Genomic DNA, 24,815 nt, shown 5'->3' on the forward strand with positions numbered 1-24,815 from the left:
CCGGGCACCTCTTGCAGGCAAGTCGTCATGGATCGAGCAGTCAATCCGCCGGTCGAACCGGTTTCAGCGGCGCCGGATACGGCCGCGTGGTACGCGTCATCGACGGCCGTCGCGGCGGTCGACGCCCATGCGCACGTGTTTGCCCGCGGCCTGCCGCTCGCGCCGGTCGTGCGCCATGCGCCCGACTACGATGCGTCGCTCGACGCGTACGTCGCGCATCTCGCCGCGCACGACATCACGCACGCGGTGCTGGTGCAGCCGAGCTTTCTCGGCACCGACAATACGTTCTTCGTCGACGTGCTGCGGCGCTACCCGAGCCGCTTTCGCGGCGTCGCGGTGGTCGATCCGGTGCTCGACGACGACGCGCTCGCCGCGCTGGACCGCGCGGGCGTCGTGGGCATGCGGCTCAATCTGGTCGGCCTGCCGATTCCGGATTTCGGGACGCGGGTGTGGCGCGCGCTGTTCGCACGCATCAACGCGCTCGGTTGGCACGTCGAGATTCATCGCGACGCGGCCGACCTGCATGCGATAGCCGCGAGCCTGCTCGGGCAGGCGTGCACGCTCGTGATTGACCATTTCGGCCGCCCGTCGCCGGCGCTCGGCGAACGCGATCCCGGCTTCCGTCACCTGCTGTCGCTCGCCGATACCGGCCGCGTGTGGGTGAAGCTGTCGGCCGCGTACCGGAACAGCCTGACCGGCGACGGCACCGACACCGCGCTCGGCGCGGCGCTGGCGCTGCGCGGCGCGTTCACGCCGGAGCGGCTCGTGTGGGGCAGCGACTGGCCGCATACGCAGCATCGCGAACGTGTCGATTTCGGCGCGACCTGCGCGGCGCTCGAACGCTGGCTGCCCGATGCCGGCGAACGCGCGCGCGTGCTGCGCGACTCGCCGCGCACCCTGTTTCGTTTCGACCAATGAGGCCTCGCATGACCGATTCCACCGCCCTTCGTCGCGCCGCTTTCCGGCGCAGCATCGCCGCCCGCCAGGGGCTGCTCGTCGCCGGCACGTTCAATGCGCTTAGCGCGCGGGTCGCCGCCGATCTGGGCTTCGGCGCGCTGTACCTGAGCGGCGCCGGCGTCACCAACATGTCGCTCGGCTTGCCGGATCTCGGCTTCGTCGGGCTCGGCGAACTGGCCGAGCACACCGCGCGCGTGCGCGACGCCGTCGATCTGCCGCTGATGGTCGATGCCGATACCGGTTTCGGCAACGCGCTGAACGTGCTGCATACGGTGCGCACCCTCGAGCGCAGCGGCGCCGATGCGATCCAGCTCGAGGATCAGGTGCTGCCGAAGAAATGCGGCCACTTCGCGGGCAAGGAAGTGATTCCGGCCGCGGAAATGGTCGGCAAGCTGAAGGCGGCCGTCGACGCGCGCGTCGATCCGAACCTGCTGATCGTCGCACGCACCGATGCGGCCGCCGTGCACGGCATCGACGACGCGATCGAGCGCGCGCACCGCTATGCGCAAGCGGGCGCCGACGTGCTGTTCATCGAGGCGATGGACACGCCGGAGGACGTCGAACGACTGCCCGCGCTGTTCGATACGCCGCAACTCATCAACATCGTGATCGGCGGCAAGACGCCGACCCGCTCGCGCGACGAACTGGCGCGCCTCGGTTACGGCGTCGTGCTGTACGCGAACGCGGCGTTGCAGGGCGCGGTGCATGGGATGCAGGCCGCGCTGACCGAATTGCGCGACACGGGCCGGCTCGACGAAAACCCCGCGCTCGTCGCGCCGTTCGCGGAACGGCAGCGGCTCGTCGACAAGGCGCGCTTCGACGCGCTCGACGCACGCTACGCGGGCGAGCAGCCGTAAGGCCGGCATGCGGCACGGGCGCTCGCCTGCCGGCCGCCCGAAACAGAACGAACAGGAGACAACCGTGACAACTTCCCCAACCGGGGCGGCCGACGCGCCGCCGCGCATCGGCTCGATCGTCGGCGGGCTCGCCGGCAACCTGATCGAGTGGTACGACTTCCTCGCATACAGCATCTTCTCGATCTATTTCGCGCCGTCGTTCTTTCCCGCCGACCGGCCGACCGTGCAACTGATGAATACCGCGGCGATCGCGGCGGTCGGCTACGTCGCGCGGCCGGCGGGAAGCTGGCTCGTCGGCCTGTACGCGGACCGGCACGGGCGCAAGGCCGCGCTGACGAAATCGGTGCTCGCGATGTGCGCGGGCTCGATGCTGATCGCCGTCACGCCCGGCTACGCGACGATCGGCATGCTCGCGCCGGCGCTGCTCGTCGCCGCGCGGCTATTGCAGGGCCTCAGCATGGGCGGCGAGTACGGCACCAGCGCGACCTACCTGAGCGAGATCGCACCGCCGAACCGGCGCGGCTTCTACGTCGGCTTCCTGCAGGTGAGCGTGGTCGCGGGCCAGCTCGTCGCGCTCGGCCTGATGCTGGCGATGCAGCGGATCTTCGCCGGCACGCACGACATCGAGCGCTGGGCCTGGCGGATTCCGTTCTTCGTCGGCGGCGTGCTCGCATTGTTCGCGCTGTACATGCGCCGCAACGTCGTCGAGAGCGATGCATTCGTCGCAAGCCGGGCGCGCGCGGCGAAGACGCGCGTGACGGCCGATCTCGCGGCGCACTGGCGCGAACTGCTGCTCGCGATCGGCATCACGATCGGCGGCACCGTCGCGTTCTATACGTACACCGTCTATATGCAGAAGTACCTGGTCAACTCGGTCGGCCTGCATAAGGAAACGGCGACCTGGATCTGCACGCTCGCGCTGTTGCTGTACATGCCGCTGCAGCCGCTGTTCGGCCTCGTATCGGATCGCGTCGGGCGCCGGCCGGTGCTGCTGTGGTTCGGGCTCGGCGGCACGCTGCTGTCCGTGCCGATCTTCACGACGCTCGGGCATGTGCACGAGCCGCTTGCCGCGTTCGCGCTGGTGTTCGCGGGGCTCGTCGTGCTGAGCGGCTTCACGTCGGTACACATGCTGGTCAAGGCCGAGCTATTCCCGCCGCAAATCCGCGCGCTGGCGGTCGGGCTGCCTTATGCGCTGACGACGGCGATCCTCGGCGGCACGACGGAGTTCGTCGCGCTGCGGCTGAAGGCGGGCGGCAACGAGACGATGTTCTTCTGGTACGTGGCGGCGTGCGCGGCGATTTCGCTGATCGTGTACTGGCGGATGCCGGAAACCCGTCCGGCACCGCGCGCGCCGGCGGCGCGGCCGGCGGTGGGCGCCGCCGCACCGCGTTGAATTGGTGCGAAGCCGCATGCGAAACGCTTATGGATAAATAACACCGGCGTAATGCTTCGCCGCGGCGATTGCTTCTAGTATCTGCAGAACGCCGGCGGGCTGCCTGGCCGCCGGCGGCGAGCAGACGAGACACACGACCTACATTAGTACATCTAAAAGAATGGAGTCGAGTCAATGATCCAACTATCCGAGGGCCAACGGATATCCACGCACGACGGCGTACCGGGCGGCGCGCCGCCACGTCCGCCGATCCCGGTGCATCCCGTGTTCAAGGCGTACAACCGGTCGAAGCTGGACGACCTCCCGCAGCTCGCGAGGTTGCCGCCGCGAATGCGCGAGCAGATCGGACTGGTCGCGCGCGTGCTGCCGTTCAAGGTCAACCGTTATGTCGTCGAGCAACTGATCGACTGGACCAACGTCCCGGACGATCCGCTGTTCCGGCTGACGTTTCCGCAGCCCGACATGCTTGCACCCGACGATCTCGGCGAGCTGGCCATGCTGTCGCGCGACGCGGCGCGCGGTGCCGACCTGGACGCGCTGATCGGGCGCCTGCGCGCCCGGATGAACCCGCATCCGGCGGACCAGCGGCTCAACGAGCCGGAGCTCGACGGCGAGCCGTGCCCGGGCATCCAGCACAAGTACGCGCAGACGGTGCTGTACTTCCCGAGCCACGGGCAAACCTGCCATGCGTACTGCACGTTCTGCTTCCGCTGGCCGCAATTCGTGGGCGATGCGTCGCTGAAATTCGCGTCGAGCGAAGCCGCGCGGCTGCACGCGTACCTGCGCGCGCACGGCGAAGTGACCGACCTGCTGATGACGGGCGGCGATCCGATGGTGATGAGCGCGGCGCGCCTGCGCGAGTACCTGATGCCGCTGCTGGAGCCCGGGCTCGAGCACGTCGGCAACATCCGGATCGGCACGAAGGCGCTGACCTACTGGCCGTACCGTTTCGTCAGCGATCCGGATACGCCCGAGCTGCTCGCGCTGCTGCGTACGCTGATCGATGCCGGGCGCAACGTGACGGTCATGGCGCACCTGAACCACTGGCGCGAACTGTCGACGGAGATCGCCGAGCAGGCCGTGACGAACCTGCGCCGCATCGGCGTCGTGATCCGCTCGCAGGGGCCGGTGCTGCGCCACATCAACGACGACGCGGAAGTCTGGCGGCGCAACTGGGTCGGGCAGGTGCGGCTCGGCATCGTGCCGTACTACATGTTCGTCGAGCGCGATACGGGGCCGCGCGGCTATTTCGAGCTGCCGCTCGCGCGGGCGCTCGATATCTACAACACCGCGATCGCGTCGGTGTCGGGGCTCGCGCGCAGCGCGCGCGGCCCGTCGATGAGCGCAGGCCCCGGCAAGGTCGAGGTCGCGGGCACGCTCGAGCTGCAGGAGCAGCGCTACTTCCTGTTGAATTTCCTGCAGGCGCGCGATCCGCGCTGGCTGCGCCGGCCGTTTCTCGCGAAGTATTCGGCGACGGCCTGCTGGCTCGACCAGCTCGAACCGCCGGATGGCGAGCCCGCGTTCTTCTTCGACGCGCCGTACCGTGCATTCGTCGACGCTCGTCAACGCCAACTGGAGCACGCATGAGGACGCCCGGAACACGAACCGCCGATGTCGCGATCGTCGGCGGCGGCTACACGGGGCTGTCCGCCGCGATCCACCTGGCGGAGCAGGGCGCGACGGTCGACGTTTGCGACGCTGATCCGCCGGGCGACGTGCCGAGCGCATTCAACTTCGGCTCGGTCGCGAGCGTCGCGCCGGCGCTGCCGCGCGGCCCGGTTTCGGCCGCGCACGCGCAGGCCGCCGAGCGCACGGCGGCGCAGGCCATCGTCTACCTGAAGCGCTTCGTCGACAGCCGCAACCTCGCATGCGGCTGGACGTATCCCGGCCACATCACGCTCGCGTGCGACGACGCGTCGGCGGTGCAACTGGCGCACCGGTTCGCGTATTACGCGGCGCAGCCGGATGCGTGCGTCGCGTGGCTCGACGCGCAGGCGGTCACGCAGGAAACCGGCGCGGCGCACGCGATCGGCGGGCTGCTGAACCTGCGCTTCGCGCTGATCCGGCCGCGCGTGCTCCGCGATGCGATGCGGGTACGGGCCGCGACGCTCGGCGTGCGGATCCGGCGCGGCGCGCGCGTGCATGCCGTGGAGCTCGCGTCCGGTGCGGCCGTGCTCGATCTCGGTGACGCGACGGTCGACGCCGGCGCCGTGCTGGTGTGCGCGGAGGACGCATGGTCGCTGCTGCCGGCCGACGTGCGCCCGCCGCTCGAGCGCTACGGCACGCACCTGCTGGCGACCCGCATCCTCGACGACGCGACGCAGCGCCGTATTTCGCGGCAGCCGCGCGTGTACGGCACGGTGTCCGCCGACAAGGACTATTTCCGGCTCGACGAGCGCGGCCGGCTGCTGTTCGGCAGCCGGCTCGGCCTGTCGGCCGACGTGCCGCCCGCGGGCGTCGAGGCCGCGTTGCGCGCGCGGCTGGCCGCGTATTTCCCGGCGCTCGAACACGCGCACGTCGAGCACGTATGGTCCGCGCCGCTCGGCTTCACCGCGTCCGGCGTGCCGCACGTCGGCATGGCCGGGCGGCTGGGCTGGTGCGGCGGCTATTGCGGCAGCGGGATCGCCACGGCCGTTCACGGCGGCGCGGCGCTGGCCGCGCGCGTGCTCGGCCACACCGACGACGTTGCTTTTCACGATTCGATCACCGGTGTCGGGGAGGCGCGATGAACACTTTCGAATTCCAGACGCTCGACGGCGCGAAGCCGCGGGCATTCGCCGGCGAAGAAGTCGACGTGCTCGGCATCGGCGTCGGCCCGTTCAACCTGAGCCTGGCGGCGCTGCTGGCGCCGCTGGACGGCCTGCGTTCGCTGTTCGTCGAGCGCCGGCCCGAGTTCCGCTGGCATCCCGGGTTGATGCTCGCGGATTCGTCGCTGACGACCAGCTTCCTGAAGGATCTCGTGACGCTGGCCGATCCGTGCAGCCGCTACTCGTTCATTGCGTTCCTGCAACGCACCGAACGACTGTATTCGTTCGCGAACGCGCGTTTTCCGACCGTGCGCCGCCGCGAGTTCGAACAGTACATGCGGTGGGTGTGCGCGTCGCTCGACAACCTGCGGTTCGACTGCGAAGTCGAAAGCGTCGTGCGCGATGGGCGCGCGCTGCGCGTCACGACCTCGCACGGCGTCGTGCGCACCGCGAACCTGGTGGTCGGCGTCGGCCTGCGCCCGACCGTGCCTGCCTGCGCGCGGCCGCACCTGGGCGCCGACGTGCTGCATTCGTCGCAGTTCTGCACCGTGCGGCCGGCGCTTGCCGGCCGGCGCGTCGCGATCGTCGGCGGCGGCCAGAGCGGCGCCGAGCTCGCGCTGCATCTGCTCGGCCTGACGGGTGACGACGCGCCTGCGCACATCGCCTGGCTGACACGGCGCGAGAACTTCCTGCCGATGGACGACTCGCCGTTCGTCAACGAATGGTTCGTGCCGCAATACAACGAACATTTCTCGCGGCTGTCGCCGCAGCGCAAGCGCGACGCGCTGGAGACGCAGCGCCTCGCGAGCGACGGCGTCACGTTGCCGCTGCTGACGGCAATCTACCAGCGGCTCTACGAGATCACGCACATCGAGGGGCGTCCCGGCCATTGCGCGCTGATGCCGGGCCGCAGCATGGCGAACCTGCACCGCGCGGACGGCGGTTTCGTACTAAGCGTCGACGACGGCACCGGCGTGCATGCGCCGCTGCATGCGGACGTCGTGCTGCTCGCGACGGGCAGCGAATTCCAGATGCCCGGTGCGCTCGAATCGCTGCGCTTCGAGATGCACACGCGCGACGGGGCACCGGAACTTGACGACGACTACGCGGTGCGCTGGAACCGGCCGAGCGCCGCGCGAATTTTCTTCCAGAACGCCGCGCGCACGACGCGCGGCATCGCCGACCCGAACCTGAGCCTTGCCGCGTGGCGCAGCGGCCGGATCGCCAACGCGATCGCGGGCGCGTCCATCTACGAGGTCGGCACGCCGCCGGGATTCGTCGACTGGCCGCACGGCGACGCGCCGCAGGCCGCCACCCAACAACTCGTGAACTGACAGGAGCACACCGCCATGACCCATGCACCGGCCATGCTGTATCTCGACACACGCGCGCTTCCGGGCGAGCGGATCGCCGAAATCGACGCGGCGCGCAGTCTCGGTCTCGACCTCTATGTGGCGACGCCGACGCCGGACGCATTCCGCTCGTTCGGCTGCGCGGGCATCATCCCGACGCGCCTCGGCGATTACGACGCGGCCGAACGGACGATTCTCGACTACCTGCACGAACATCGCGTCGAGTTGTCCGGCGTCGTCGCGTGGAAGGATCTCGAAGTCGTGCTCGCGAGCCGGCTGTCGCATCGGCTCGGCTTGCGCGGCACGGCGCCGGATGCAGCGCTCAACGTGCGCGACAAGGCCGCGACCCGCCGCGTGCTCGACGCGGTGCCGAATGCGAACCCGCGCTATGCGGTGGTCAGCAGCGAAGCCGAATTCACCGCCGCGCTGAAGCGGATCGGCGCGCCCGCGCTGCTCAAGCCGGCCGGTAACTCGGGCAGCCGCGGCATCTTTCCGGTCGATGCGCTCGCCGATCCCGTCGAGGTCTATCGTGCGTTTCGGGCGTACAACTCGCCGGAGAAGGGCGAGATGTTCAGCCTGTACGGCGATCACGCGCTGCTCGAGGAACAGCTGACGGGCAGCGAGCATTCGGTGTCCGGCGTCGTCGCGCAAGGCCGCGTGGCGATCAACGCGATCATCGACAAGACCTTCGACCGGTCGATCCCGATCCAGTACGAGAACGTGACGCCGTCGCTGCTGCCGGCCGACACGCAGGCGGCGATCCGCGACATGGTGCGTGCGGGTGTCGCGGCGACCGGCATCGACTGGTGCGGCTTCCACGCCGACGTGATGGTGACGCGCGACGGCCCGAAGATTCTCGAGATCGGCGGGCGGCTCGGCGGTGAGTTCATCAACTCGCATCTGATCCCGTACAGCGTCGCGGGCTTCTCGCCGTACCGCACCGTGCTGGATCTCGCGCGCGGCGCGATCGACGGCCCGCTCGACGATCGCCTCGGCACCGCGTCGACGCGCGCGGGCCAGCGCATCGTGATGCCGCCGGGGCTCGGGCGCATCGCCCGCGTCGAGGGCTTCGAGCGGCTGTGGCGGCGGCCGGAACTGCGCTTTCTGCAGGTCGTCGCCGGCAAGGGCGCGCAGATGGCGTTGCCGAAGGACGTGTTCAAGGCGTACGAGATCGCGTACCTGATCGCGCAGTGCGAGCTCGATCGCGACATCGTGGCGCTGCTGCGCGAGCTCGCGGCCGACGTGACCGTCACACTGGACTGACCCGGAGGCCATCATGCCGATCGACACGATCCGCGACCCGCGCCATTATCTGCTCGTCCCCGCGATGCCGGCGCCGAACGGGCGCCTGCACCTCGGTCATATCGCGGGCCCGTACCTGCGGCTCGACATGCTTGCGCGCCATCTGCGCAGCCGCGGCGAGGTCGCGCGCATCGCATGCGCGAGCGACCCGTACGATTCCTACATCCCGCTGCGCGCCGGGCAGGCCGGCATCAACGCGGCGGCGCTCGCGCGGCAGAGCTGCGCTGGCATCGTCGACGATCTCGCCAACATGAACATCGACGTCGACCTGTTCGTCGATCCGCTCGGCGATGCGCATCACGACGCGTACCTCACCGCGCATGACGGGCTCGTCGCACGGCTGGCCGCGCAACGGCGCGTGTCGACGGTGCGCGAACGCATGCCGTATTCGGCCGCGCGCGACGCATACGTGACCGGCAGTTTTCTGCTGGGCCATTGCCCGCAGTGCGCGCGCGACGTGTCGGGATTCTTCTGCGAGGACTGCGGCGCGCATTTCCAGCCGGAAGACGTGCGCGAACCGTCGGCACGCTGGGGCGAGCCGCTCGCGATGCGCGAGCAGGACAACCTGTTCTTCGACATCGCGGACCCGGCCGCGCTGGTCGCGCAACTGGTGGGCACCGAGACCGCGCCGGTGTTCGTCGATATCGCGCGCCGCCATCTGGCGCGCGACGGCGCGCGTTTCCGCCTGACGAGCCATGCCGGCTGGGGGTTGCCGTATGTGCTGGACGGCGACCCGCGTACGCTGTTCGGGCACGGGCTGCTGTTCGGCGCGATCCGCTTCGTCGGCGATCTCTACGCGCGCAGGCACGGGCTGCGCGCCAACCCGTTCGATCGCGATTCGGACGTGATCACCGTCAACGGCTTCGGGATCGACAACTGCGTGTCGCATCTGGTCGGCATCCAGGCGATGGCGATGGCCGACGGCGTGTCGAAGCCGTTCGACCGTTTCGTGATCAATCATTTCTACACGCTGGAAGGGCGCAAGTTCTCGACGAGCCTGCGTTGGGCGATCTGGGTCGAGGATCTCGCGGCGCGCACGCGCGTGCCGGCCGATGCGGTGCGGGGCTTCGTCGCGTCGACCAATCCGGTTGCCGGGCGCACGGACTTCGACCGCGATGCGTTCTGCCGGTTCGTGAACGGGCCGTACGCGACGGTGCGGCGGCATGTGGCCGAGGCAATCGGCGGACCGCTTGCCGCGCGGGTGCCGACCGACGAGACGGTACGGGCAGCGGAGGCGGCATGGCGCGACGCGCGGCGAGCGATGGAGTTCGCGACGTTCGACCCGACGGCGATGGCCGGCATCGTCGAGCGCTGGAGCGCGCGCTTCGACGGCGCGCGCGCGGCCGGCGACCTGTACGGCTGGACCAAGGGTTTCGCGCTGCTCGCCTGGCCGCTGATGCCGGCGCTCGCGCAGACCGCGTGGCGGGCGCTCGGGTTGCGCGGCGAGCCGAACGCGGGCGACTTCGCACGATTGTCGTCGCCGGTCGTCACGCCGCTGGCGAACTTCGACCCGATTACGCCGGGAGATCTGGCGGCGGTCCTGCCGCCCGGCATGCGGGAGGTCGCATGATGGAAGGCGCACTCGAAGGATTGCTGATCGTCGACCTGACGCGCGTGCTGGCCGGCCCGTTCTGCACGATGTTGCTGGCTGATCACGGCGCGCGCGTGATCAAGGTCGAACGGCCGTCGACCGGCGATGATGCACGCGCGTACGGCCCGTGGTACGGCGGCAAGTCCGCGTATTTCGCGTCGCTCAACCGCGGCAAGGAGAGCATCGCGCTCGATCTGAAGGATCCGTCCGATCGCCGCGTGCTCGACGCGCTGCTCGAAAAGGCCGACGTCGTCACCGAGAATTTCCGGCCCGGTACGATGGCGCGCATCGGCTACGACTGGGACACGCTGCACGCGCGTTTCCCGCGCCTGATCTACGGCAGCGCGTCGGGCTTCGGCCATACCGGCCCGTTTCGCGATCACCGTGCGTACGACATGATCGTCCAGGGGCTCGGCGGGATCATGAGCGTGACGGGCGAGCCCGGGCGTATGCCCGTGCGGGTCGGGCCGTCGATCGGCGACCTGGCGGCCGGCCTGTTCCTGACGACCGGGCTGCTGATGGCGCTCGTGCGGCGCGGGCGCACCGGGCTGGGCTCGAAGGTCGACATCGGCATGTTCGACTGCCAGCTCGCGCTGATGGAATATTTCATCGGCCGTTACTTCGCGACCGGCGAGGTCACGGGGCCGGTCGGCAGCTATCGGCCGGCGATCGCCCCGCCGTTCGGCGTCTACCGCGCGGCGGACGGCCCGCTCATCATCGCGGCCGGCAACGACAAGCTGTTCCGGCTGCTGTGCGACGCGCTCGGCGTGCCGGCGCTCGCGGCCGACCCGCGCTTCGCGGGCAGCGAGGCGCGCAAGGATCACGAGGCCGAACTCGAACGCACGCTCAACGGGCTGCTGGCGGCGCACGGAGTCGCGGCCTGGTGCGAACGGTTCGCGCGCGCGGGCCTGCCGGCCGGCCCGATCAACCGGGTCGACCAGGCTGTCGTTCATCCGCAGACGGCCGCGCGCAACATGCTGATCGACGTCGACGATCCCGACGTCGGTCCGTACCGGCTCGTCGGGACGCCGATCAAGATTTCGGGCTGCCCCGACCCGGCCACGCGCCGGGCGGCGCCGGCGCTCGATCGCGACCGCGACGCGATTCTCGCGGAACTGGGCCTCGTCGGCGCGGAGGTGCACGATGAACGCGCGTAAGTTTCCGCACGTCGACGCGTTGGCGCCGGAGTCGCATGTGCCGGGCGTCGTGTTGCGCCAGGCCGATTTCGCCGGGCTCGGCGATGGCGAGATTCCGTTTCGCGGCGGCCTGTTTACGGTCGAGCCGAACTGCACGTCGCGGCTGGATGTTCACGCGGTACGCGAATGCTGGATGATCGCGCAGGGCAGCGGCCGGCTGACCTACGACGGCGAACCCGTGCGCGTGCGGGCCGGCGACGTGTTGTATTTCGAATCGCACCGCTCGCACCAGGTGCAGAACGACGGCGCGACGCCGCTCGTGATCAGCACCGTCTGGTGGCAGGCCGATGCGGTTTGATCTCGCGATCATCGGCGCAGGCGTGACGGGGGCGACGATCGCGCACGTCGCGGCCCGGCATGCGGGCGCGCTGCGCATCGCCGTTTTCGATGCGCGGCCGGCCGTGCAGACGGCCACGGCGCTGTCGGCCGGCGTGGTTACGCCGTTCTGCGGCAGCGGCGAGCGTCGCGCGCGATCGCTGGTCGCGCACGCGTACTACGGTGCATGGGCGCAGGCCGGATGCTGCGTGCGTGCCGCGCCGTTCGCCTTCGTCGCGTCCGCACCCGACGCGGGCGGCCCGTTGCTCGTGCCGCCGGTAGCCGATGATCGGCCGGACCCCGGCGCCACACCGCTCGGCGCGCTGCCGGCCGGCGCGCGCCTGTGGCGCGGCGGCCGCGCGTGGCTGGTCGACGTGCCGCGGCTGGTCGCGCACTACCTGACGGGCGCACACGCGGTCGAGCGCTTCGATGTGCCGGTCACGCACGTGACGCACGATCCCGGCGGCTGGACCGTCGTCGCCCACGGCGTGACGCTGCGCGCCGACCGGCTGATCCGCGCCAGCGGCCCGTGGCCCGCCATCGACGGCGAAGCCGGCGTCGACGCGGGAATCGACATCGTCACGAAGAAGATCGTCGCGTTCGATGTCGACGGCCGCGGCTGGCCGCCGCCGGCGGATGCGCCGGTCGTCTACCTGCCCGACGCGCAGGCCTTTCTCGCCCCGGTACATGCGCGGCGCGGCTGGCTGTTGAGCATCACGTCGCACGCGTGGGGCTGCGCCGCCGGCGCGCGCGTCGCGCCGAGCGCCGATGAGCGCGCGCACGCGCACGCGCTACTCGACCGTCATTTCCCGGGCCTGCGCGATGCGCATCTCGCCGCGCGTACGGCGGTCGACGGGTACACGGCCGACCGCAATCCGCGCGTCGCGCCGATCGGCCCCGATGGCTGCGCGGTGGCCGGCGCGTCGGGCTCCGGCGTGCGCTTCGCGCCGGCCCTCGCGTACGAGGCGCTCGCCGCCGTCGGGCTGCCGTTCGAACCCGATGCCGCGACGACCGCACCCGAGCCACCGCTTTGCAGCGGGGCAGATAAACCTGCTGCTTCCCTCACCGAATCCTTCCAGCCATGCATACCGAACTCGCCTGGGTCGCCGTCGCACCCGCCTTTGCCCTGATCTGCATCGGCATCGCCGTGCGCCGCCTCGCGCTGGTCGATGCGGCATTCTGGCCGTCCGCCGAAAAGCTCACCCACTACGTGCTGTTTCCCGCCTTCCTCGTGCATTCAATCGGTCTGGCCGGCCCGCTCGACGCGTCGTCGAAATCGACGATCGTGCTGCTGACGGGGCTCACGCTCGCGGTGCTGGCCGCCGTCGTGCTCGGCTGCCGATGGTGTGCGGTGCCGCACGCGTCGTTCACGTCGATCGTCCAGGGCTCGATCCGCTTCAACAGCTACATCTTCCTGTCGGTCGCGTCGGGGCTACTGAGCCGCGCGGACTACGGGATCGCGGCGGTCGTCGTCGCGTACATGGTCGCGATCTCGAATACGCTCGTGCTGTTGTCGTTCGAGCATGGCCAGACCGGCGGCCGCGGGCTCGTGCGGATCGTCGGCAAGGTGGCGGCGAATCCGCTGATCGTCGCGAGCGCGTTCGGGATCGTGCTGAACCTGACCGGCTGGCGTCTGCCCGCCGCCGTGGACCAGACCGTCGACGTGCTCGGCGGCGCCGCGCTGCCGTTGAGCCTGATCTGCGTGGGTGCCGCGCTGCGACTGCCGCTGCCGCGCAAGGAGGCGGCACTCGTGCGCGCGGGGCTCGTGACCACCGCGATCCGGCTGGTCGGCTTTCCGCTGCTCGCGCTGACCGCGACCAAGGCATTCGCCGTGACGCCGTTGTCCGGGAACCTGATCCTGCTCTATTCGGTGCTGCCGTGCGCGAGCAACTCGTACGTGCTGTCCACGCAGTACGGCGGCAACCATCGGCTGATGGCGTTCGTTGTCGCGCTGTCGACGGTGCTGTCGTTCGTCCCGATATTCCTCGTCGCGCGCACGATGTAGGCTGATGTGCCGCCTCGCGACCGGCGGGGCCGCGCCGTTCACCCTCAATCGAAAAAAAACCAGGAGACACCCATGATTTCGAGGCGGTCGTTCAACCGCGCACTCGCCGGCATCGCAATGGCCGAAGTGCTGGGCGGATGCGCCGGCACGACGCCGGATCGGCGGACGGTTACCGGTGTCGACGCGCACGCGCACGTGTTCCTGAAGTCGCTGCCGCTCGTGCCGGGCCATCGCTACACGATCACGTACGACGCGTCGCTCGACCAGTACCTCGCGATGCTCGACCGGCACGGCATGTCGAATGGCGTGCTGATCCAGCCGAGCTTTCTGGGCACCGACAACCGCTATCTGCTTGCCGCGCTGCGCGCGCAACCCGCCCGTTTGCGCGGCATCGTCGTGATCGATCCCGCGCGCGATGCGGAGCAGGTTGCCGCATGGACGCCGCTCGGCGTGCGCGGCATCCGGCTGAACCTGATCGGCGAACGCGATCCGGATTTCGCGGGTGCGGCGTGGCGCGCGCTGTTTCCGCTGCTGCGCGCGCATGGCTGGCAAGTCGAGCTGCATGCGGAGGCCGCTCGATTGCCGGGGCTGATGCCGCCGCTACTCGATGCGGGCGTCGACGTCTCGCTCGACCATTTCGGCCGGCCCGATCCGCGGCTCGGGATCGACGATCCCGGCTTCCGCTATCTGTTGACGACGGCGGCAAGCAAGCGCGTCTGGGTCAAGGTGTCGGGCGCCTACCGGAACGACCGCCCCGACCGCTGGCAGGCGTCCGGGCTGACGGCGATGCGCGCGCTGCGCGACGCGTTCGGTACGCAGCGGCTCGTGTGGGGCAGCGACTGGCCGCATGTCGGATACGAGAAGGCCGTCGACGATACGCTCGCGTACCGGTATCTGGCGACGCTGCTGCCGGACGAGGCCGGCTTCCGGCAGGTGATGGTAGATACGCCTGCGGCTTTGTATCGATTTAACGTGGAACTGTGATTTTCCTCGGGAGCGCTTTCCTTAGCGGCAGGCGGTACTAGGCAACGCCGACGACTCCCAAATGCGTCGGGTAGGCGCAGCCCAAGTAATAGATCTGCCGATCCGAATGAAGCGCGACGCGATATTACGTCGTCTCCGCTTTCATAAAATCGGATACACGGGCGAGCCCTCGTCCTCGTTGAAGCGCCGTTCGCTTGTTTGCATATCCGATGCGCTTGCACCCCTATGTTGAGTGTGCTTCGATGCGGAAACGTTATGTCGTTGACCGTGGCCGGCCGTTGCCGCACCGTGACCAGACCGCATGCACGCGCGAGTTGCCCGCTCCACAGGGTCGCGAGCTACTCAGCTGACTGCAGACGATCGAGCGCCAGGCGATCGCCCAGTAGCGCCAGCGGGTGCCGGCCGAGCGTGAAGCCAATCGCGTTGTAGTCGGTCACGATCTCTTTGCCTTCGGAAGCCTGCGGCAGCGCCGGCACCGCGTCGTCGCGCTCGGCGCCGCGCAGCAGATCCCGATCGGGCACTGCGGCGGCCGCCAGCCAGAGCGCGGCACGCCGATTGCCACTGGCGAGCGAGCGTAGCGCGTTAGCGCGCGCATGCACCTGCAGGTCGTGCCGGTCGGGCTGGGCTCGGCGCGCGAGATCTGCGACGTCGACGAACGGTCGCGCGGCGTGTGCGGGCCACGGCTTCGCGCATGCCCAGCAGCAGCGAGAAGCTAAGCCGCACTGGCTCCGATACGGTCAGCCCTTCGATCGTGGGGCCCCCTTGGTCACGTTCACGTCGACGGACAGCACCTGGACGCCATGACGTCGCGCGTCCTGCAGCAGCTTAGAGGGTTTGAAAAAACTCAATCGATCGCATGGGCCACACGGCGACGCGGAACTTGCACGCTCCTCGCATGGCTATAGGAATTGATATCGATCGAGGTCTTCAATTGGGCGCGCGTATACCCTAGGTATCGGGGAACGCAATGCTTTGATATGTTTATTTCAAAATGTTTCAGAATAAGAGCTTGTGAGAGCCGAAGTGCAAAATAGGCGTAGGGAAACTGTCATTTTTTTGCCTTGTGCACTTTGTGACCTATCAGTACGACAGGTGCATCCGGGGGCAACATGCGTCATCCGAAATTCCAGCTTGGCCGTCGCCAGGGCAGGGGAGTAGCGCACTCTTTCATCCGAGGAGCTATGGCTCTGGCGCTGATTGGTGTCAGCGCTGTCGCAACCTCCGGTTCCATCAGCTACACATATGATCCACTGGGCCGATTGACAAAGGCCGTTTTCAATAACGGGTCCAGTACCACAACAGTTATCTACAACTACGACGCAGCGGGTAACCGTACGTCTGTCTCCACCACATCCCCATAGCGTCCTATTGCGTCGTCGCGCAGCGCACGAATCGCATGCGTCGAATCTATCTATTTCGTAATCCGAAGTGATGGTTTTTGTCGAGGGGATGCAATGTCCAGGTTGCTGCGCGTCGTTTTCCGTACTTCGGTCGGTGTCGTCCTTCTGAGCGGTCTAATGGTGACGGGACCTCATAGCCTCGCTGCCCCAATGCAATCTGCCTTGCCACCGGTCGCCAAAAAGACGCCAGCCGAGAGGATGTTGGGCGTGCAACCAACTGCGAAGGCCGGAAAGCACTACGTTGGAAAAGAACCATCTTCCACCGGGGTGGGGCAACCGGTGACCTTCTCGAGCGGGAAGCCCGCGATCGCGTATTCGGCAGAACGCCTTTCGGCTCTCGCCAACATGAAGGGACCTGGGAGAAATGCCGCTAACTTGTTCCCGATTTCGGGCGAGGATTGGGAGCAATCTCGCAGGCGAGTCGTACTTTCACCCACAGTCAATCAAGGCGCAGCGATAGAAACGAAGACCGTTTCTCCCTCAACACGCGACACCAAGACGCATGCCTTGAGCGCCGGTGGAAACGCGAGTCCTCAAGGTCCGGCGTCGATCGCTGAGCTGGCGCGTGCTCTGAATTACAACCCGGACGTCATCTATCAGTACGTCCACAACAATGCCGAGGTCTATCCGATCTACGGTACCCAGAAAGGCTCGTTCGGCACCGTATTGGACAACTACGGGACGGTCTACGATCAAGCCATGCTGATGGTCGACCTCCTGCGAGCATCCGGTTACACCGCAAGTTTCACGACAGGTGTGATCAAGTACACCGCGGCTCAGCTCAATTCCCTTTACGGCATTGACACGTCGAATGTCTGTGCGGCCATCCACCTGTTGGGTGTGGGTGGAATCCCCGTCTATGCGACGACAGCGGTGAATCCAGGACAATGCCCAGGCAACACGTCGGCACTCGTCGATGTGTCCGTTGGCCATGTCTGGGTGAAAACGGTCATCAACGGTACGTCCTATTACTTCGATCCCAGCTTCAAGACTCACACGTTCAAGACGGGTATCGATCTCGCCAGCGCGAGTACGACCGGGTACAACGCGGCCGCGTATCTCAGTTCCGCCACGAGTGGTGCGACGATCACCGCCAATTACGTCCAGAATCTCAATCGGACAAACATCCGGAATAACCTCACAACATACGCCAACAACCTTGCGGCGTATCTGCGCGCGAACATGCCAACGGCCACAATCGATGATGTGGTGAGTGGCAAATCGATCGATCTGCTCTACGGCGCGATTCCGCACTATACGGCGCCCCCTCTGCAGAATACTGCATACCCTTTGCGGGATGTTACAGACGTTCCGACGTCAATGAAGGTGACACTGAGGATCCAGTATCAAGGGATAGACCAAACATATACGTCCGATGCAATCTATGGGCATCGTCTAACTATTACGTATAACGCGTCGAATCAGCCAATCCTCAGTTTGGATGGTAACGCTGTTGGCAGTCCCGGAATCGCGCCGACTGTTGGCTCGAACACGACCCTCACGATGGTCGTTACCCATAATGCGTTCGGAACAACAGGCGCTGACCAGACCGTCACGCAGACGATCGTCGCGAAACCGGGGAATGTCTTTGCGATTTCCGATGCATGGGGACCAACTAGTCGCGGCCTCGCGAACTTCTTCCAAACGTCACTTGGCAATTTGCGAGCATCCGGCGTCCCTGATACATCGGACGCGGTCGGGGGTACCACGTTGGCCCTGCTTGCCGCTCAGTGGCTCGGCCAGACTTCGCAGGCCTACTACTTGAGCGAACGCCTTTCTGGCACCTCGATCTTGCTATATCACGATGTCGGCGTAGCCGGTTATACCGGCGCGTCCTCCTACGTTGATTTGCCGGGCGGGTTGGTTGGGCTCGCCAACGTTGCCGGAGACTCGACGAAGGAGCCGCTTGCGTTGTATCAATCGGGGATGCATTCAAGCATCCTCGAATCGACCGTAGTTCAGCAGGTCAGCACTATCTCGGCCGCTTCGACAGTGAAACTCATTGATCTGGCGGCAGCTGCTGGGCAGCCAATTTACAACGCGACCTCAGCAAACTACGCGAGCGCGGTACAGCCGAATCTCGTGAATTGCAGCGCATATTTCGGAACATTCAGTAACTACCTCGCTGCCGGATACAACCTGATATTGCCGCAACACTGCGATATTACTGAGAATAGTTGGACCGGTGCGGGTTACTATTTTCTTGGCCCAAACATTTTGGGCTCGATGATCAAAGGAAACCTCGCCGGTGGGTTCATGACCCTCGGTCAATATCTGTCCACGCTTTCCCCGCTGGCGCTGCTCGCGGCGCCGTTTCCGCTCTCGATGTACAACCTTCCGGTCACTGTGCTCAATAATGGCGCCATCCAAATTGGGGCGCCCCTCCAAGGCGAGCCACTCAATTACGTCGGCGACCCGATCGGTCTAGTGGCCGGTAATTTTACGTACAACCGAGATGACCTTTCGTCAGGGGTGGGGGCCTTTCCGCAACGCCTCACCTTCAGACGCATGTACAGTTCGAGCGCCAAGAATCAGGACAGTGTTCTGGGGAAGGGCTGGGCACACAATTTCAATGTGACCGCGAAAGTAAATTCGGACGGTTATCAGGGGATGGGCGAAGATTCTGCACTCGATGCAGTAGCTGCGTTGGTCGAGATGAAGGCGTCGGTGGATTTGCTTGCGGATTCGTCACATCCTATTGAGAAGATGGTCATTGCGACTCTGGGGCAGCGGTGGTTCGGTGATCAGCTGATCAACAATACCGTGATCGTTACACAAGGTCTGAATGGCGAGGTGTTCGTGAAGTTGCCGGACGGCAGCTACAACCCGCCCCCTGGAAATTCGTCGAAACTGATACTGAACGGGGATGGGACGTACAGCTACGATACTGTTCACCACAATGCGATTCACTTCAACTCGTCGGGGAACATCGATACCTACAAGGACGGGAACGGTACGCAGGTCAACTACAGCTATTCCGGAAACAACCTGACCAGCGTGAGCAACGGCTTCTGGCGCACGCTAAATTTCAGCTACACGAACGGACGGATCAGCCAGGTCTCCGACGGTGCTCGAACCGTCCAATATGGCTACGACACGAATGGCAATCTGACGACCTTCACCGACACGATGTCGAAGAGTACGACCTACGGCTATGGGTTGCCAGGTCAGATGACGCAAATCTTTTACCCAAGCTTCCCGTCCGCCGCGGGCGTCACAAATGTCTATGACAGCCTGGGACGAGTCCAGACCCAGACGAATGCGCGTGGCAAAACGTACAGCTACTACTTCGCCGGATCGCGAGCTGTTGAATTAGCACCGGGTGGTATCACGAGGCTCAGCTATCTTGATGTGCTTGGGAATGTGTTACAGCAAGCGGACCCCCTATTCAACGTCACCCAATTCGCCTATGACGGGCAGGGACGGTTGATCACCAAGACGCTGCCACAGGGCAATGGGTTTTCGTACACCTACGACGATGCAACGTGCGCGAGCACCGAAAAGCGTTGTACGCAAAATGTGAAGTCGATCACGCAGTTCGCACCGCCCGGTTCTGGTCTCGCACCACTTGTTCGAAGCTTCACCTACGAGAGTGCATACAACAAAGTTGCAACAGAAACCGATGCGCGAAGCAATACCACGACGTACACCTACGCCCCCTGGGGCGACATCGCGACCGTAACCTCGCCAGTTGACGCGAGCGGGGTAGCGCCGTGGACCGCCTACGATTATTACTCGTGGACACCTACGGGCTTTCCCACGATGTATCTGCTGGCGAAGACAACGGTAAAGACGAGCGCATCCAATACCACCGCGACAACGAGGACCTATGATTGGGCGCACCATGAAGTACCCGCGACCACGACAGTCGACGCCGGCACTGGGACGCTGAATCTCACAACAACCTACACCTACGACGACATCGGCAACCTGACAGTGGTTGACGGACCGCGCACTGACGTGATCGATACGATTACGACGAGCTATGATAGTGAACGACGCCCGAGCGTCGTCACGGATGCGCTTGGGAAGCAATCTCAAACCACCTATGACGCAGACGGCCGGCCGATTGCTGTCGCCCGGCAGATCGGCGCTCAATGGTTAACAAATTGTTCGCGGTACAGCGCGACCGGAAAGGTTATCCGGGCATGGGGGCCTTCGTTGACTGCATCGGCGACAACCTGCCCATCCGAGGCTGCTCCGGTGCCGATCACGGACACCGCGTATGACGATCTCGATCGGCCATATCAGCAAACCCAGTATCTCGCGGCTGCAGATGGCGGGAACAGAGTCACGACGACGGTGTACAACGTTGACGACTCCATCAACACGATCCAGAAGGCGACTGGCACGGCGCAACAGCAAAACTATGTGCAGTACACCTATACGCCGAACGGTAAGCTCAATTTGAGTGCTGACGCGAAGAATAATCTGACCGTCTATGCATACAACGGATTCGATCGCCTGACGAACCGGTACTACCCAATGCCCAACTCACCGGGCTCGGCGAACAGCAATGATTACGACGGGTACACCTACGATCCGAACGGCAACGTGGTCACCATCCGCAAACGTAGCGGAGACACGATCACCCAGACTTGGGACAACCTGAATCGCTTGACCGCACGTAGCTATCCGAACAGTGCAAACAATGTTCAGTTCGGTTATGACCTGCGCGGACTACGCACCGCGTCGCAGTACGCGAATGGCAGCTACGCAGTGTCCTATGCCTGGGACAATGCGGGTCGGTTGCTCAACACGACCGCGGGTGGAAGGACACTCAGTTTCCAGTACGATGCCGCAGGAAACCGGACACAGACGACATGGCCAGATGGGTTCAACACGACTACTAGCTACGATGCGCTGAATCGGCCGAGCGTGATCAAGGAGAACGGAAGCACCGCACTAGCGACGTACACCTACGACGACCTGAGCCGGGCAGTTACGCTCTCTTTCGGAAACGGAACGTCGGTTCAACGCGGGTACGACAATCAAGGCGGCCTCGCGACGCTGACCAACCTACTGACTGCGCCTAGCGATCAGGTGCAGTTCACATATGCACGAAATCAAGTTCTGGACGTGAGTAGCGTCACACCGAGTAACCTCGCATATCAGTGGAGTGGTGGAACGACCGGCAGTCAGAGCTTTACCGCGGATGGCCTGAATCGTTACACGACTGCTGCTGGAGGCTCTGTCGGGTACGACAACAACGGGAACGTGACGAGCTATGGCGGCTGGACCTACAGCTACGATCTCGACAATCGCCTCGTCTCCGGAAGCACCGGTTTGTTTTCGACGGTCGGTCTATCCTACGATGCGGACGGGCGCCTGAGGCAGACCGTCGAGCCGAACGGGCTTTTCGGAAGTATTACTACCAATATGCTCTACGACGGGACACGACTCGTTGCCGAATACGATTCGTCAGGCAATATCCTGAGGCGCTACCTTCATGGCTTGGACGTTGACAACCCGCTCGTCTGGTACGAGGGTTCGGGGACTTCGAACAAGAGTTGGTTGTACACGGATCATCTTGGTAGCATTGTCGCGACGGCCAATGCAGCGGGAGCCAAGACGGCGGCCTATACGTACGGCCCGTTTGGCGAGCCGAACGCGACGAGTGGTATTCGTTTCCGGTACACGGGGCAGCAGTTCATTGGTTCGCTAGCCCTGTACTACTATAAAGCGAGGTTTTATTCGCCGGGGGCGGGACGTTTTTTTCAGATCGATCCGGTAGGCTATCAAGATGACCAGAATCTGTATGCATATGTAGGGAACAATCCCGCAAATCGTGCGGATCCGACCGGTATGACTGGGACCACTTTCGGGGAAGGGGAACTAGTTGCGGGGGTTATTACTAATCAGAGTCATTATATCGATCGTGTAGGGGCGGATAGAGTTAACGCGGTTTCTGGGGCGGCGATTGGGATTGCTTTGTCGCCCGGCTTCGTGGGGGGCACTAGCTTTGGCATGACCGTGGACGGCATAAACTACAACGTTCGAAGCTTTGTTCTTCCAAATGGAAACATTAATTTAGGGACGATTCATCCTGACGATGGCCGTAATATTGGAAGATGAGGGTCATATTTTTTAGGGTGATTATATGTTGAATGATGAATGGGCTATCCGCGATAACGAAATCGAACTAATAAGAGTTCTGCTTGATCATGCATTCCCTGGGGATACCTTATTTTCAGCTCAAATCGAGCAGATGGAGAGGGTGGTGTCATTCAATGGCGACGACACCATTCTGAAGATTGGGTTTGGCCAGAGTTACCATGCAATTAGAAAACAAGTTATCCGTCCAAATCTGAATGGATTTATTGAGGCGTCGGGGATCGACTCCGACGGTGCGGTGGTAAATGTCATGCTTTGGATCACTGACGGAGAAATCAAAGAACTGGAATTTCTTCGGCCTGATTCGAAGCCGGTTCAACGTAAACCGCGTCCTAGCGATCTTTCCGGTTTTCAATCCGCTATTTGAGCGGGAGCAACTCAATACAATACGCGATAGATCAGCAAAACTCCCTTGCCGTCGTCGGTAACGCGCCGAGCAACTCGGTCCGATCGACGAGCTTGCTCGCGATCAGGTGCCGCACCTTGCCTTCCGCCTGCCATACGCCGTAGACCGCGAGCAGCGCGGCGCCGAGCGCTTCCTTCCGAAACTTCTCCAGCAGGCCGGGCCACAGGATCACGTTCACCTGGCCCGTCTCGTCCTCGAGCGTCATGAAGAGCACACCGTTGGCCGTGCCCGGCCGTTGGCGCACCGTGACCAATCCACATGCGCGCGCGAGCTGCCCGCTGCGCAGTGTCGCGAGCTGCTCGGCCGACTGGAGACGATCGAGCGCCAGGCGATCGCGCAGCAGCGCCAGCGGATGCCGGCCGAGCGTGAAACCCATCGCGTTGTAGTCGGTCACGATCTCCATGCCTTCGGAGGCCTGCGGCAGCGCCGGCGCCGCGTCGTCGCGCTCGGTGCCGCGCAGCAGATCCCGCTCGGGCACGGCGGCGGCGGCCAGCCAGAGCGCGGCACGCCGGTTGTCGCCGGCGAGTGTGCGCAGCGCGTTCGCGCGCGCGAGCACCTGCAGGTCTTGCCGATCGAGCTGCGCTCGGCGCGCGAGATCCGCGACGTCAACAAACGGTCGCACCGCGCGCGCGAGTTCGATGCGGCCGGCCACGTCTTCGCGCATGCCGCGCAGCAGCGAGAAGCCAAGCCGCACGGGCGCCGATGTAGTCGGCCCTTCGATCGCAGAATCCCACGTGCTCACATTCACGTCGACGGGCAGTACCTCGACACCACGCCGGCGCGCGTCCTGCAGCAGTTGCGACGGCGTGTAGAAGCCCATCGGCTGGCTGTTCAGCAGCGCGGCGAGGAATACGGCCGGCTCGTGCCGGCGCAACCACACGCTCGAGTAGACGAGCAGGGCGAAGCTGGCCGCGTGGCTCTTCGGGAAGCCGTAGTCGCCGAAGCCTTTGATCTGCGCGAAGATCGCCTCGGCGAATTCGTGATCGTAACCGCGCGCGAGCATGCCGGTCACCAAGCGCTCGTGATACGGCTCCAAGCTTCCCTTGCGTTTCCAGGCCGCCATCGCACGTCGCAGCTGGTCGGCGCGATCGCGTCGCGGCCGCGCTCGTGCTCGAGCAGCAGCGCGAACGCAGCGACGTCCAGCTGCTTCGCGGTGAGCCAGCCCGTCAGCTGCAGGATCAGCCGGCGCGCGACGAACAACAGCGCCTCGGCGTGCTCGACGCGATCCATCAGTTCGACCCGCGTGTCGAACGACGGCGGCATGTCGAGCCAGTCATACGCGGCCGGCGCGGTGCCGGAGACCTGGTCGAGCCAGTCGAGCAGTTGCGTGCCGCACCGCTTCTTGAGGCCAGCGCGCAGCAGGCGCTGTAGGTCCGCGAGCGTTTCGCAGCCGAGTTCATCGAACCACGTCGCGTACCGGCGCGCGTCGGGCGCCACGCCGAGCGGCACGCGCGCGAGCGCGCGGCGCAACGATCGTGCGGACAGCGCGAGGCCGCCGCGCAGGCCGCGGGCGACTATCCATGCGGCCGGGCCGGTGGACGCGACGGAAATCGCCGCGGAGACGCCGAATGACGCGACGACGTCGCGCACGCGCCGGCGCAGCGCGCGGATGCCGTGAAAGAGGCGCAGGCTGGCCGTCACGTCGAGCAGCACCACGGCTTCGTCAGCGTCGACGACGCTCGGTGTGAACTGCAGCAACGCGTCGGCGACGCCGAGCACGAGTTCGCGCTCGCGCGCCACGACGCGGCCGCTGTTGCCGTTCGAAGTTTCTGCTAACGGTGACCACAGATACTGCTAACGGGTAAGCCCGTGGTAGCGCCGTCGGCAAAGGCTGAGAGCGATGTTCCTTTCGTGTCCGCACGCATTGCGAGAATGCAACAAAGGGAGGATGTATGTGCGAAGATTTTGCTAATGCGCCTTCAAGAGCTTGCAATGTCGGATGTGGCTCATGAGCGGCGTAATGAGGAAAGTTGCTCCTGACAAGAGCATGGTGTGCACGTAACCGATGATCAACAATGTGGGTGCGTGCGCAACAATATACCTCGCGTCCAGAAGACAGGGGGCGCAACTTTAATGCCTATTTTCCAAGGCAGGGGAGTCTGTCGACATTGAGCCGTGATGCGCGGCTATGTCGCGTTTCAACACCATCGCTGGGAATTTTACGCATGTCGATGAAATACCTCGCCAGCGACCTTA

Annotated in this window: 15 protein-coding genes and 3 pseudogenes; 15 read left to right on the forward strand and 3 right to left on the reverse strand. The window is 65.2% G+C overall.

Annotated elements, in window-relative coordinates:
- Positions 1 to 27 precede the first annotated feature (27 nt).
- The 13 genes from HWX09_RS21640 (at position 28) to HWX09_RS21700 (ending at position 14,699) form a co-directional block, all read left to right on the forward strand.
- Positions 28 to 918: an amidohydrolase family protein gene (locus HWX09_RS21640; RefSeq protein ID WP_027786216.1), complete on the forward strand. Its 891-nt coding sequence runs from the start codon at positions 28 to 30 to the stop codon at positions 916 to 918.
- A gap of 8 nt (positions 919 to 926) precedes the next feature.
- Positions 927 to 1,814 carry an oxaloacetate decarboxylase gene (locus tag HWX09_RS21645; RefSeq protein WP_027786215.1) on the forward strand — a complete coding sequence of 296 codons (888 nt, stop codon included), beginning with the start codon at positions 927 to 929 and terminating at the stop codon, positions 1,812 to 1,814.
- A 64-nt stretch (positions 1,815 to 1,878) separates the two neighbouring features.
- Positions 1,879 to 3,207 carry an MFS transporter gene (locus HWX09_RS21650; RefSeq protein WP_027786214.1) on the forward strand — a complete coding sequence of 443 codons (1,329 nt, stop codon included), beginning with the start codon at positions 1,879 to 1,881 and terminating at the stop codon, positions 3,205 to 3,207.
- A 174-nt stretch (positions 3,208 to 3,381) separates the two neighbouring features.
- Positions 3,382 to 4,794, forward strand: a complete 1,413-nt coding sequence (locus HWX09_RS21655; protein WP_027786213.1) for a lysine 2,3-aminomutase — start codon at positions 3,382 to 3,384, stop codon at positions 4,792 to 4,794.
- Positions 4,791 to 5,936, forward strand: coding sequence for an FAD-binding oxidoreductase (locus tag HWX09_RS21660; protein ID WP_027786212.1), 1,146 nt, complete (start codon positions 4,791 to 4,793; stop codon positions 5,934 to 5,936). The genes HWX09_RS21655 and HWX09_RS21660 overlap by 4 nt, the downstream gene beginning before the upstream one ends.
- Positions 5,933 to 7,288, forward strand: coding sequence for a SidA/IucD/PvdA family monooxygenase (locus HWX09_RS21665; protein WP_027786211.1), 1,356 nt, complete (start codon positions 5,933 to 5,935; stop codon positions 7,286 to 7,288). The genes HWX09_RS21660 and HWX09_RS21665 overlap by 4 nt, the downstream gene beginning before the upstream one ends.
- Positions 7,289 to 7,303: 15 nt before the next feature.
- Positions 7,304 to 8,569, forward strand: coding sequence for an ATP-grasp domain-containing protein (locus HWX09_RS21670; RefSeq protein WP_027786210.1), 1,266 nt, complete (start codon positions 7,304 to 7,306; stop codon positions 8,567 to 8,569).
- Between the two features lie 13 nt (positions 8,570 to 8,582).
- Positions 8,583 to 10,178 (forward strand): methionine--tRNA ligase, encoded by a 1,596-nt coding sequence (locus tag HWX09_RS21675; RefSeq protein WP_027786209.1) that lies wholly within the window; start codon positions 8,583 to 8,585, stop codon positions 10,176 to 10,178.
- Positions 10,175 to 11,356, forward strand: a complete 1,182-nt coding sequence (locus HWX09_RS21680) for a CoA transferase (RefSeq protein WP_027786208.1) — start codon at positions 10,175 to 10,177, stop codon at positions 11,354 to 11,356. The genes HWX09_RS21675 and HWX09_RS21680 overlap by 4 nt, the downstream gene beginning before the upstream one ends.
- Positions 11,343 to 11,693: a cupin domain-containing protein gene (locus tag HWX09_RS21685; RefSeq protein ID WP_051421435.1), complete on the forward strand. Its 351-nt coding sequence runs from the start codon at positions 11,343 to 11,345 to the stop codon at positions 11,691 to 11,693. The genes HWX09_RS21680 and HWX09_RS21685 overlap by 14 nt, the downstream gene beginning before the upstream one ends.
- A complete protein-coding gene (locus HWX09_RS21690) occupies positions 11,683 to 12,840 on the forward strand; it encodes an FAD-dependent oxidoreductase (RefSeq protein ID WP_027786207.1) in 1,158 nt (385 codons plus the stop codon). Before HWX09_RS21685 ends, HWX09_RS21690 begins: the two co-directional genes overlap by 11 nt.
- On the forward strand, positions 12,792 to 13,715 hold the full coding sequence (locus HWX09_RS21695) for an AEC family transporter (RefSeq protein ID WP_027786206.1): 924 nt from the start codon (positions 12,792 to 12,794) through the stop codon (positions 13,713 to 13,715). The genes HWX09_RS21690 and HWX09_RS21695 overlap by 49 nt, the downstream gene beginning before the upstream one ends.
- A 72-nt stretch (positions 13,716 to 13,787) precedes the next feature.
- Entirely contained in the window at positions 13,788 to 14,699 is a 912-nt protein-coding gene (locus tag HWX09_RS21700) for an amidohydrolase family protein (RefSeq protein WP_027786205.1), read from the forward strand.
- Positions 14,700 to 14,971: 272 nt separating this feature from the next.
- Here HWX09_RS21700 and HWX09_RS33990 read toward each other — a convergent pair.
- Positions 14,972 to 15,541: pseudogene (locus HWX09_RS33990) on the reverse strand (error-prone DNA polymerase); the annotation flags it as partial.
- Between the two features lie 612 nt (positions 15,542 to 16,153).
- On the opposite strand from HWX09_RS33990, the gene HWX09_RS21715 reads away from it, so the two are divergent.
- Together HWX09_RS21715 and HWX09_RS21720 are read left to right on the forward strand one after the other, a co-directional pair.
- Complete coding sequence (locus tag HWX09_RS21715; RefSeq protein ID WP_051421434.1) at positions 16,154 to 22,174, forward strand: RHS repeat-associated core domain-containing protein; 6,021 nt, start codon at positions 16,154 to 16,156, stop codon at positions 22,172 to 22,174.
- Positions 22,175 to 22,199: 25 nt separating this feature from the next.
- Entirely contained in the window at positions 22,200 to 22,580 is a 381-nt protein-coding gene (locus HWX09_RS21720; protein ID WP_143751682.1) for a hypothetical protein, read from the forward strand.
- A gap of 31 nt (positions 22,581 to 22,611) precedes the next feature.
- On the opposite strand, the pseudogene HWX09_RS21725 reads toward HWX09_RS21720, so the two are convergent.
- Positions 22,612 to 23,703, reverse strand: a pseudogene (locus HWX09_RS21725) (OB-fold nucleic acid binding domain-containing protein); the annotation flags it as partial.
- Positions 23,697 to 24,356 (reverse strand): annotated as a pseudogene (locus HWX09_RS21730) (DNA polymerase Y family protein); the annotation flags it as partial. The pseudogenes HWX09_RS21730 and HWX09_RS21725, both read right to left, overlap by 7 nt.
- Positions 24,357 to 24,815 lie beyond the last annotated feature (459 nt).

It is taken from the genome of Burkholderia sp. BCC1208 (assembly GCF_902833095.1).
In the GTDB taxonomy this organism is placed as follows: Bacteria; Pseudomonadota; Gammaproteobacteria; order Burkholderiales; family Burkholderiaceae; genus Burkholderia.